General features: G+C 68.9%; 9 protein-coding genes and 3 pseudogenes. 3 read left to right on the top strand and 9 right to left on the bottom strand.

Going from position 1 to position 10,633, the window contains the following annotated elements; all coding sequences use genetic code 11:
- The 5 genes from STSP_RS31190 to STSP_RS39380 all read right to left on the bottom strand — a co-directional run.
- The coding region (locus STSP_RS31190) for an MFS transporter (RefSeq protein WP_232789861.1) at positions 1–544 on the bottom strand (544 nt) is incomplete at its 3' end.
- 39 nt (positions 545–583) lie between these two features.
- Entirely contained in the window at positions 584–1,036 is a 453-nt protein-coding gene (locus STSP_RS31185) for an aldehyde dehydrogenase family protein (RefSeq protein WP_269801065.1), read from the bottom strand.
- A 43-nt stretch (positions 1,037–1,079) separates the two neighbouring features.
- Positions 1,080–3,893 carry a helix-turn-helix transcriptional regulator gene (locus STSP_RS31180; RefSeq protein WP_078067648.1) on the bottom strand — a complete coding sequence of 938 codons (2,814 nt, stop codon included), beginning with the start codon at positions 3,891–3,893 and terminating at the stop codon, positions 1,080–1,082.
- A gap of 166 nt (positions 3,894–4,059) precedes the next feature.
- Positions 4,060–4,209 (bottom strand): hypothetical protein, encoded by a 150-nt coding sequence (locus STSP_RS39385; RefSeq protein ID WP_157902944.1) that lies wholly within the window; start codon positions 4,207–4,209, stop codon positions 4,060–4,062.
- 976 nt (positions 4,210–5,185) lie between these two features.
- On the bottom strand, positions 5,186–5,326 hold the full coding sequence (locus STSP_RS39380; RefSeq protein ID WP_157902943.1) for a hypothetical protein: 141 nt from the start codon (positions 5,324–5,326) through the stop codon (positions 5,186–5,188).
- Positions 5,327–5,404: 78 nt separating this feature from the next.
- Here STSP_RS39380 and STSP_RS31175 point away from each other — a divergent pair, with 78 nt between their 5' ends.
- Positions 5,405–5,701, top strand: coding sequence for a helix-turn-helix domain-containing protein (locus STSP_RS31175; RefSeq protein WP_067284368.1), 297 nt, complete (start codon positions 5,405–5,407; stop codon positions 5,699–5,701).
- 986 nt (positions 5,702–6,687) lie between these two features.
- Here the strand turns inward: STSP_RS31175 and STSP_RS31170 are convergent.
- The 4 genes and pseudogenes from STSP_RS31170 to STSP_RS37745 form a co-directional block, all read right to left on the bottom strand.
- Positions 6,688–7,198: pseudogene (locus tag STSP_RS31170) on the bottom strand (IS30 family transposase); the annotation flags it as partial.
- Positions 7,167–7,528 (bottom strand): annotated as a pseudogene (locus STSP_RS31165) (MogA/MoaB family molybdenum cofactor biosynthesis protein); the annotation flags it as partial. The pseudogenes STSP_RS31170 and STSP_RS31165, both read right to left, overlap by 32 nt.
- A complete protein-coding gene (gene moaC, locus STSP_RS31160) occupies positions 7,525–8,004 on the bottom strand; it encodes a cyclic pyranopterin monophosphate synthase MoaC (protein ID WP_067284365.1) in 480 nt (159 codons plus the stop codon). The pseudogene STSP_RS31165 and the gene moaC, both read right to left, overlap by 4 nt.
- A 133-nt stretch (positions 8,005–8,137) precedes the next feature.
- Positions 8,138–8,383: pseudogene (locus STSP_RS37745) on the bottom strand (gephyrin-like molybdotransferase Glp); the annotation flags it as partial.
- Positions 8,384–8,605: 222 nt separating this feature from the next.
- On the opposite strand from STSP_RS37745, the gene STSP_RS41365 reads away from it, so the two are divergent.
- Both STSP_RS41365 and STSP_RS31150 read left to right on the top strand, forming a co-directional pair.
- The gene (locus STSP_RS41365; protein WP_107441450.1) at positions 8,606–8,830 is read left to right on the top strand and encodes an SDR family NAD(P)-dependent oxidoreductase; all 225 of its coding nucleotides are present in this window, start codon (positions 8,606–8,608) and stop codon (positions 8,828–8,830) included.
- A 1,061-nt stretch (positions 8,831–9,891) separates the two neighbouring features.
- Entirely contained in the window at positions 9,892–10,560 is a 669-nt protein-coding gene (locus tag STSP_RS31150) for a hemerythrin domain-containing protein (protein ID WP_067284363.1), read from the top strand.
- Positions 10,561–10,633: the final 73 nt, after the last annotated feature.

Below are 10,633 nucleotides of genomic sequence, written 5' to 3'. Positions count from 1 at the left end.
GTGCGGGAGCGAACTGAACGGCGAGGCCGGAGAACACCGCGCCCAGCGCGATGCCTGTCGAGGTCGCCGCGCTGTTGGCCGCCGCCGCGGCCTGATGACTGCGATCCCGGTGAAGATCGGCCAGTGCCGAGCCCGCGCTGCTGGTGAGCAACCCGACCCCTACGCCTTGGATCAGGCGAGCCAGACACAGTGCCCAGGCCCCCGTGGCCAGAAGGAATGTCAGGAAGCTGGCGACGATGGTGGCCAGCGCCACCACGATCGTCCGCTGGGTGCCCAGGTGCTCGGCCAGGCCTCCGGCGAGCAGAAGGGTCAGGATCGCGCCGAGGGCGTAGCAGGCGTAGACGACCGTCGAAGTGGCCGTACCGAAGTGCCATTGCTGCTGGTAGAGACCGTACAGCGGAGACGGTGCGCTGCTGGCGGCCATGACCACGAAGACGACCGCGACCACGGTTCTGAAGTGCCAGGGGCGGTGCGGACGGTGGAGGTGGGCGGTGGGATGTCGGCGCCCCCGGGTCTTGAGAGGGGTCGGCTTGTCGGTGTTCATGAGTGTCATGCCATCTTCGTCGGGGATCGGCGTCTGCCGTCAGCGGCCCAGCAGGGCCTTGGTTTCCAGGTATTCCTGTAGGCCCTCGGGGCCCCATTCGCGGCCGTTGCCCGACGCCTTGCAGCCGCTCAAGGGCGCGGTCCAGTCGAAATCGGCGTTGTTGATGACCACGTAGCCGGCTTCGATACGGGAGCCGACGTCCGCGGCATTCGCCGGATCGCCGCCGGTGACGTAACCGGCGAGGCCGTACCGGATGTCGTTGGCGATCTCGACAGCCTCATCCACCGTGTCGTAGGTGATGATCGACATCACCGGGCCAAGGATCTCGTCCTGGGCGATGGTCATGTCGTTGGTGACCCCGGTGGTTCCCGGCCAAGGGGATGATCGAGCTGTCTGGACAGGGGGTTGATGCGAGTGCGTACGGCATGCATCACAGGGTCCTGTGTCCCGTGCGCACTCGCATCCGTGGTGTCCGCAGCATGCTCTCCACAGTGTTGCCCGGACCGGTGCCGCCGCATCGGCACCTTCGCTGTGGTCACAGGTGAAGGAAGGCGCCCCGTCCCAGCTGGTTGCGTGAGGTGATGCCGAGCTTGGCGAAGACCTTGGAAAGGTGGTACTCGATCGTGCGGGTGCTCAGGTACAGGCGGCCGGCGATCTCCTTGTTGGTCAGCCCATCGCGGACGAGCCTGGCGATCTGGGTTTCCTGTGGCGTGAGCTGGCCTGTGGTTTCCACGGTCCGTTTGCGAGCCTTCTCGCCGGTCGCCCGTAGCTCGCGCGCTGCCCGGTCGGCGAACGCTTCCATTCCCATGGCGGTGAACATCTCGTGGGCGGTGCGCAACTGCTCGCGCGCCTCGGACCGCCGCCGCTCGCGGCGTAGCCACTCTCCGTACAGCAGATGCGCACGGGCCAATTCGGGCCGGAGGTGGGTGCGCCCCAGCCGGCCGATCGCCTCTCGGTACAAGTCGTCGGCGGTGTCCGGCTCGCTCAGCAGTGCGCGTGAGCGCGCCTCGATTCCGAGGCCGAAGTCGGTCCCGCCGGCGCTGGTGATCGGCGCCAGCCGCGCCAGGGTTTCCTCCGCGAGCTGCGTGTTTTCCCTGCGCGAGGCGGCCTCGATCAGCTCGGGCAGCGCCCACATGGAGACGAAGAGGCCGGGTGTTTCCTCGCTGGCCCGTCGAGCCGCCGCCAGGGCCTCGTTGTACCGGCCGTGGCCGTTGTGGAGGATTGCGGCCACCCAGTGTGCGTAGGACATCGCGATGCCCTGTCCCCCCGCTTCGGCCTCGGCGATGGTGGTTTCGATCAGGGGGAGGGCCTGTTCCTCGTTGCCGCGGAACGAGGCCAGCAGCATAGCGGTGTATGGCGCGACCTGGCTGCCCGTCGCCTCACAGACCGCGTCGGCCTCCGCGATCAGGGAAGCGGCCTCCGCGAAGTTGCCCCGCCACACGGAGCTCGTGCCCAGGGCGCCCAGGTCGATCGGCAGCTGGTCCAGCGCGCCGGCCTCCCGGGCTAGCTTTACCTGCCGCACCAGGAGCGCGCGCCAGGCGTCGTCGTCCCACAGGGCGCTCGCGGCGGCCTGTGCATGCCAGCCCCACCGGAGCCCGTCCTCGATGGTGACGCCCGTGCCGGTGAAGACGTTTGCCGCCCGCCGTAGCGCCGGTGCCGCGGCGGCCGGCCCGGCCGTGACCAGCAGCGCAAGGCCGTCCAGGGCCAGGTCGATCGGACGAGGAGGCTGCGCGGTGGGCGGTGGGAGCGCGCCGGCGGCGCGGGAGACCTCCACAAGGTCGCTGGCGCCCGCGTAACGTCCGGCGAACAGTGCCGCCATCCACGCGCTCATGTAGGTTTCACGCGCCAGGTCGAGGTCCACCGATTCCAGCCGCTCGGCCGCTTTGAGCAGCAGCGGCGGGGCGTCGCTGCCCGCGCCGGAGGCGAACACGACCTGCCCGCGCAGCAGGTCCGCCCGAGCGCGTTGCATCTCGGTCAGCGTCCCGGCCTCGGCGGCGGCCAGCAACCGCAAGGCATGGTCGAACGCACCGGACTGCAGGTTCGCCTGGGCCGCCGCCAAGGTGCGCTCGGCACGCAGCTCTCGGGTACCGGTCAGTTGCGCCGAGCGCTCAAGGAACGCCGCCGCTGCGACCAGGCCCCCGCGGGCCTGCGCCCGGCTGGCCAGCTCCTCCAGCTCGACCGCGACGTCCTCGTCCAGGCCGACCGCGGCCTGGGCACGGTGCCACGCCCGGCGATCGGGATCGCTCTTTGGATCGGTCACCTCCGCCAGCGCCCTGTGCGCCTCCTGCCGCTCGGTGAGGGACGCCGACCGGTAGACCGCCGAACGCACCAGGGGGTGCCGGAAACGCACCCGGTCCCCGAAGTCGATCATGTCTTCGGCGGCGTCGGCCGCCGCGATGCCGACCCCGAGCAGATCGGCCGCGCGCCACAGCAACACCGGGTCGCCGAGCGGCTCGGCGGCCGCCAACAGCAACAGCTGTCGGGTAGGGGCGGGCAGGCGCTTCAGTTGTCGCTGGAAGCGTTCTTCGATGCGGCCCGAGAGCGTGCGCGCGGCGGACGCCACGAATCCGCCCGCGAGCTTGATGGAAGGCAGGTCGCGCGGCAGTTCCCGCAAGGCCAGGGGGTTGCCGCGAGCCTCGGTGAGTATCTGGTCGCGTACCTGTTCGTCCAGCGGCCCCAGGATCACCGTGCTCAGCAGCGCCCGCGCGTCGTCGTCGCGCAGACCCGTGACGTCCAGCACCGGCAGTCCCGACAGCTCGTCCTCCTCGCTGAAATCGCGGACCGCGAACACGCAGGCCACCGACTCGGCGTACAGGCGGCGCGCGACGAAGGCGAGCACCTGTGCGGAGGCACGGTCCAGCCACTGGGCGTCGTCGATCACGCACACCAGCGGGCGTTCCTCGGCCGCCGCCGCGAACAGGTTCAGCAGGGCCAGGCCGACGAGGAAGGGGTCCGGTGCCGGTCCGGCACGTAGCCCGAATGCTGTGCCGAGCGCGTCGCGCTGTGGTTCGGGCAGGCTGTCCAGCCGGTCCAGCAGCGGCGCGCAGAGCTGGTGCACGGCCGCGAACGCCAGCTCCATCTCCGACTGCACTCCCGCGATGCCCACCACACGGCAGTCGGAAGCCGCCTTCGTCAGGTGCTCCAGCAGCGTGGACTTGCCCACACCCGCCTCGCCGCGCACCACCAGCGACCGGCTCTCGCCGGCGCGGACCGCCTCCAGCAGCCGGTTGAGCTCCGCGCACTCGGCCTGCCGACCCAGCAGGTCCGAGTGAGTCCGCTGGGCCTGAGCGCCGGGGCGGCGGGGGCGGCTCTTCGCTGGCTCGTCGGCGCCCACCCTATCTGTGAACATCATGTCGCCGCTCAACGCGCCGGACATTCTGAAACCGCCTCCCGCTTCAGCTCGGCCGCGCGTCACCGGTCGGCCACCAAGTCCCCGCGCGACAAGCGCGCCGTCGCGGTGGCGTGCTTGTCCAGCAAGGCGGTCAGCGCCTGGATCTGCTCCGTCCGCCCGTTGATCACTGCAGGTTCCCGGCCAGCGCGCGCGGCGACGCCGCTTCGGGCAGCTGCTTCTTGCGGCCGACCGGCATTCCCGACGAGGCCATGCGGTCCGCCCGCGGTTGCCGACCGTCGGCCAAGGTCAGCCGCGCCGACCTCCATCGGTTCACGGTCCCGCCTCTCACTCGGACTTCCTTCGTCTGACGCACGAATTGTGCATCAGGCGAAAGATAAAGCCAAGGTTGCACAAATCAGACCATATGCATGACAAAATCGGGCAACGCTACGGTGGTCAGTCCGGAAAGTCGGCGGCTCGGCGCGTCTGACTGGCGGCGTAACCTTCTGTATTGCCCTCAGTGCAGAGAAAGTTACGCTGGGTGAATGCCGACCGTGGTCGGCGCTCGCGGTTGCCTCCTGATCGTTGGGACTCGCCGTACGAGCGAGGGATGGTCGTCTACGTACGGAGGACTACGACTGCCCCCTGAGGACCGGCACGAGTGCGCCTCGGACTCGACGCTGTGCCAGCTTTTCTGCGCCCGTTCCGACTTGCCCGGCAGGCTGGGGCTGCGGCGATCAGCAACGCGCTGAGGAACGCAACACGATGAGGAACCAATCCTGCACCCAAACGATCGCCGGCTCGTCGACGCTCCCGAGGACAACCACAACGCGACCATCGTGCTGACCGGAGCCACGACCGGGATCGGCCGCGCCACCGCACCGGCGCTCGCCAAGCGGGCCGGCCATCTCACCTTCCATGGCCTGGAACGACAGGACGACGTCGAGGACCTACCGGGTGCGGTGAGGACCATGATGCGGCGTTCCGCCGGCAGTCGCGCTGAGACCACGGGGCGCAGCCGAGGGAACAGGTGCCGCACTGCGGCGTAGGGCGGCTGGACTTCGGCCTCCACGCCGGTGGTGCTCAGCACTTGCATCCCGCGATCCTCAGCGCGGGCACAGGCTTTGCCCCACCATCGTGGAGTTGCCGACCCCGGGCTGGGCGGCCCGTGCGGCAGGGCTCGTCCAGCCGCACACTGTGGATGGCACACTAGGGACGCTACGGATACGAGCACGTAAAGACAGCGGGATCCTGTTTCTTATGCGCTGCGCATGGCCACTTCGTGTCCGGGCCAGGCAGAAGGCCCACTTTCATCGCTTGGCGCCGATGTGCACCATCGCGTCGTTCATCTCCTGCGGACTGAGTTGCTGGTTGGTGCCGCGGATGAGAGTGCACAGGCTCTTGCAGGCGCGTGTCGGGTAGCGGTCCGCCTTGATGCTCGGCAACAACATCGAGGGCGGCGAATTGATCGTGCATGCGGTGAGTGAATGACGTTGGAGGCGGAGTTGGGAGCGATGAAGGCTGACGGCATGACTGTCGAGCTGGACTACCGATGGCATCTGCGGAAGGTCATGGCGGCTCGCGGCATGTTCGCCACCACAGATCTGCGGCCGCTGCTGGTCGAGCGCGGTGTCGAGCTATCGCAAAGCCAGGTGTATCGGCTGGTGACAGAGCGACCGGAGCGGCTTAACCTCCGCACGTTAATGGCCTTGTTGGACATCCTGGACTGCACCATCACCGAACTGATCGAACCGCTACCGGCGCGCGGCGCGCGACGCACGGGAAAGGCCGTGAACGGCGTCGATGCTGGTACCAAGTCTCCGTGAGTACCGTGCATCGTGAAGTTTGCAGGTCGCGAGTCTGGGTGAGGGGCGGGACACTCACGCTGGTTGCCGCCGGGTGTCCACGGTGAAGATCGTCCGGCTCGTCGGCTGGAGCCGTTGTCGGCCTCTGAGCGCCAGCCGCCGTGCCGCTCTTGCGATCCGTCGCCGGGCCGGTACGCCGCGAAGGCACGGGGAGGGTGTGGGCAAGCAGGAGCTGGAGCGGATCACGGCTCGCCGGAGTGAACTGGACCTACTCGCTGAGGAGTTGGACAAGCGGTTGCAGGAGGTCCAGGCCGAGAGCGAGAGGAGCTGTGATCGCCGAGCGGGTCCTGAACCGGCTGGCCGAGCAGGATCGGGCCACGGCGGAGGACGCTGCGGGCGTCGCCCCGACTCCCGCCCGGGTGGCGGGCGGGCGGTCCTGCTGATCCCGTACCGCAGCGAGAATCCCGACGAGGCCGCCCTGCCCGCTGACTACCGCAGATTCTGGCGATGGTGCGGGCCGCCGACGGCCCGGTCCATGTCAAGGGTGTTGGCGGGAAGTTGGGTTTTCACCGCCCCCCTGACACGTGGTCAGAAGCTGGCCCCACGGGCCCTTGCCGCAGTACGGGCCCAGTCGAGCACGGCTTCGCCCGCCTGAAGTTTCACGCGGCTTCGGACTGGAGATCGCCCGGCAGGCCCTGGCGAGCCGCGACAACGTGGTGGCCGCCGCCCGTAACCCGCAAGGCCGTGGTCGACGCTCTGCCAGGGCACACGGAGCGGTTGCTCGTTCTGGCTCCGGACGTGAACGACGCCGCCTGTACCGGCGGGTGGCTTTGGCAACGGTTCGTGGCCTCACCTGACAGCTTGGGGTCTATAGGTCGTTGCAACACCTGCCCTGAGGGATGTTGCGATGACCAAGCCGCCCCAGAAGGGCGGATTCCAGCGAGCGTCGCAACACGTGATCACTCCAGTGTTGCGACGAGCTTAGTGAAGAGCTCGGCGGGTGTCCGCTAGCCGAGGATCTTGCGGGGGCGGTCCTTGAGTTTGGCGGCGACGTAGGCCAGGTCCTCGGCGCTGTAGATCGACAGGTCTGCGCCCTTGGGGAAGTACTGCCGGAGCAGGCCGTTGACAGCGGCGCGGGTGAACTCGTCGTGTCGGCCCATTTCGCTGCCCTGATCCCAGGTCACAGACCGGGCGAGCTCGGCGGGGAGTTCGGCGAAGGCGTGCAGGAGGGCGTGGCGGACGTGCTCGGCTCCCCGACCGTCGGGGAGGTGCAGGAGCTTGACGTAGCGGGTGGTGCGGTCGACCAGGGTGCCGATGGCCGATCTATTGCCCTGGCCGACTATGAGGTCGCCTTCCCAATGACGGGCGATCTGGCGATCCGTGGCTTCGGCCGGGCGCTGGTTGATCAGGGGGGTCGATGAAGCGGGTGGCGCGCTCATCAACGCGGCGACGGCGGCGCCGAGCGCGGCGGCCGGACCGCAGCAACCGCCGTCGCCATCTTCTGCCGTCCGAACGCCCGCAAGGCCTCGGCGATGCCCGGCACCTCGTGGTCGATCACCCGGCGCGTCGCGTCGGGCGTGCGGTCGGTGGGCGATATCCCGGTGCCGCCGGTGGTGACGATCACCTCGTATCCGGCCTCCACGCCGGAGCGCAGGGCGGCCACCACGGGATCCCCGTCGGGGGCGACCTGCGGCCCCTCGACATCGAAGCCGAAGCGCTTGAGCCCGCTGGCGATCAGTGGGCCGCCCTTGTCGTCGTAGACGCCGGCGGCGGCGCGGTTGGAGGCGGTGACGACCAGCGCCGATTCGGCGCGCGCAGCGCACCACCGGCGGACGGCTCGCTGTTCACGCCCGGCTCCAGTCGCCCGACTTGCCGCCCGTCTTCTCCTCCACGCGCACGTCCGTGATGACCGCTCCCTTGTCGACCGCCTTGACCATGTCGATCACGGTGAGGGCGGCGACGGACACAGCGGTGAGGGCTTCCATCTCGACGCCTGTGCGGTCCGTCGTCTTCACCGTGGCCAGGATCTCCACGGCGTCGTCCGCTACCGACAGATCCAGTTTCACACCGGACAGCGCCAAGGGGTGGCACAGCGGGATCAGGTCGGGGGTGTGCTTGGCGCCCATGATGCCCGCGATGCGCGCGGTGGCCAGTGCGTCGCCCTTGGGGACGCCCTCGCCACGCAGCAGCTCGACCACGCGGGGAGAGACGAGGACGCGCCCGCTGGCGCGAGCCGTGCGCGCCGTCACGTCCTTGTCGGATACGTCGACCATGCGGGCCGCGCCCGCGTCGTCGAGGTGCGTCAGTCGGTCCTGCATACTCATGCTTGTGTGCCGCTCCCGGTCCCGGCCCGTCGCGGTGCGGCGCACGGGCCTGTTGTGCGCGACACGGTACCCCCTTGTGGGCGCGGGCAACGGCGCAGGACCGTCCTGCGGACGGCACGCGCGCGTGCGGTCCGCCGAGCAGGAGGACCTCGACCTCGGTGCCCGACTCCACCGACTCCATGTCCTCGGAGACGACGATCAGCGCGTCGGCGTGCGCGAGAGCCGCCACCAGATGGGATCCGGCGCCGCCGACCGGGCGGACGACGCCCTCGGCGTAGCCGGCCCGCAGGAACTGCCGCCGCCCCTTCGGGGAGGTCAGCGCCCTGTCCGCGATGAGCTTCGCGCGCGTGGTGGGCCGGTGGATGTCCGCCATGCCCAACCCAAGCTGTCGAACGGGGCCAGCTCACAGTGTCGAAGCCAGGCCGGGCTGATGCGCGCGTGCCGCCGCGCTCGACCGCTTCGGCTGGATCGACGTGCTGGTCAACACCGCTGGACGGGCCTGGTCGGAGCCATGGAGGAGATGTCCGACAGCGAGGCGAGCAAGTCTTCGACACCAATGTTTTCAGCCTGTTGACCGTCACCCGGCGGTGCCGCCGACTATGTGCGCCGCCCGCGCCGGCACCATCATGAACTCCGTTCCGTCGGTGGCTTCGTTGGCTGCGCCGGATGGGGCGTCTACCGTGCCACCAAATTCGCCGTTGAAGGGCTCACCGAAGCCATGGCTCTCGAGCCTGCCTCGCTCGGGACCAGGTCAGCGCCGTGGAGCCGGACCCGCTGCGTACCGAAATCCTCGACGGCTCGTCGCTGCACCGCGCCGCTACGGTAATCAGCGACTATGCGGTCAGCTCCGGGGCCTCCCGGGTCGGGTCGAGGACACCAGTCACGCCCAGGCAGGTGATCCCGTCAAGGCCGCCCAGGCCGTGATCGCCGCGGTAGACGGGCCCTCCCTGCCCTTCCGTCTCCCTCTCGGCGCCGCCACCATCCACGACATCGAGGCCAAGTTGTCTGCGACGGGGGACGTCTGCCCAGCGAGAGGTCATTGCCCGCAGGAGGACCGGGCACCGACCTCGAAAGACATTGCGTTGGACATAGTGTCTGATCACCCGTAGGGTCCTCTCATGATCGCTGCTGGGCGCATCACACTTGTGACTGATCTGAAAGCGAACAGTTCGTGACTGATGGGGTTTCCCGTCCGACTCGGCTCTTAGTGCATCGGGCATGGCCCGGCGCACGTGGTGCTGGGAGAAGCTGGCCTCGGTGCTTCACGCCGACGGCTGGCGGATTCGGACGATTGACTGCCGAGTGCTGGCGGGCGTGCCGGGGCGCTGGACGACGCGCAGGCGGTGCTGGGAGAGCTGGAGCTCATCGACGGCACAGTCGTGGTCGTGGCCCATTCCTGTGGAGGCATACCGGTCAGCCTGGCCGTTGCCGAGGCGGGGAACGTCTGCGCATCGTCTGCCTGGCGGCGTTCCAGCTCGATGTCGGTGAGACCCTCCTGGGCTTCTACGGCGCGCCCGTTTCACCGGAGCGGGGTGACTTCGCGGCCGTGCCCGATGATCCGTTCGCGTTGTTCTACGGTGACGTGCCTCGGCCCGAGGCGGAGGAGGCCGCCAAGCGGCTGGTGCCACAGAACGCGAAGTCGTTCAGTGATGCCCTGACCAGGGTGGGATGGCGCACCGCCCCCTCGACGTACATCGGCTGCGAAGAGTGGTTCACGCTACCGGAGCGTCACATGACTTGCGGCGACATATGACACGCATCAAGAACCCATCTGAGGAGCTTTGCTGCTCCAGAAGACCCATATCACCGTCAAACAGCCGCCCCGGCACCATGATGCCGCCCACGCGGAATCCCATTTGCTGACATTCCCCCTGAATAGGTATTGGTATGCCCCACACATCAACTGACCGCGCCGACGTCCGAGACATGCTGGTGGTGCACGAGGCCTTTCGGCAGAGCTATGCCCGTCTCCCTGGACTGGTCATGGAGGTCAGTCCCGGTGATGTCGAGCGGGCCGTGGTCGTCGCAGAACACGCGCAGCTCATCGAGGAGTTCCTCCACCTGCACCACAAGGGGGAGGACGAGCTGCTGTGGCCCAAGCTCCTGGAGCGTGCGGGCGATCGGCTCGGTGACGTCGTGTCCCTCCTGGAGAGCCAGCATGAGGAGATCGCCGCGCTGCTCGTCGAGACGGCGCAGCGGCTGGCTCTCTGGCGCGCGCAGCCCGCGAAGGATTCGGGCGAGCGGCTCGCCGACGCCCTGGAGCGCCTCGGCAGCCTGCTGACCGAGCACCTCGGCATCGAGGAGAAGGACGTCCTGCCGATCGTCCCGGAGTACGTGACAGCCAAGGAGTGGCACGAGCTGGGCGACCACGCGATCAACGCCCTGCCCAAGAGCAAGCTGCCCACCATCTTCGGCATGCTCGCCTCGTACGCCGACCCGGACGTCGTCAAGCTCATGCTCTCGACGGCCCCGCTGGTGCCCCGGCTGATCATGCCCGTTCTGGGCCCGAAGGCCTACGCTCGGCACGCCCGCAAGGTGTACGGAGCGGCTGCCTGACCGGCCGGGCCGGGACGTAGAACCCCGATCCGCGCTTTCCTCCCGAAGCGCGCCGCGGCGGCCATCCGACGGT

The organism is Streptomyces jeddahensis, from assembly GCF_001642995.1.
Lineage (GTDB): Bacteria > Actinomycetota > Actinomycetes > Streptomycetales > Streptomycetaceae > Streptomyces > Streptomyces jeddahensis.
Note: the sequence above shows the minus strand (reverse complement) of the source record. Positions and strands in the feature narration are given on the sequence as shown.

Coding starts and splice junctions, on each gene's coding strand:
- STSP_RS31180 (WP_078067648.1), bottom strand. CDS start 3,893: ATGTTCACAGATAGGGTGGGCGCCGACGAGCCAGCGAAGAGCCGCCCC.
- STSP_RS39380 (WP_157902943.1), bottom strand. CDS start 5,326: ATGTTGTTGCCGAGCATCAAGGCGGACCGCTACCCGACACGCGCCTGC.
- STSP_RS31175 (WP_067284368.1), top strand. CDS start 5,405: ATGACTGTCGAGCTGGACTACCGATGGCATCTGCGGAAGGTCATGGCG.
- moaC (WP_067284365.1), bottom strand. CDS start 8,004: ATGAGTATGCAGGACCGACTGACGCACCTCGACGACGCGGGCGCGGCC.
- STSP_RS31150 (WP_067284363.1), top strand. CDS start 9,892: ATGCCCCACACATCAACTGACCGCGCCGACGTCCGAGACATGCTGGTG.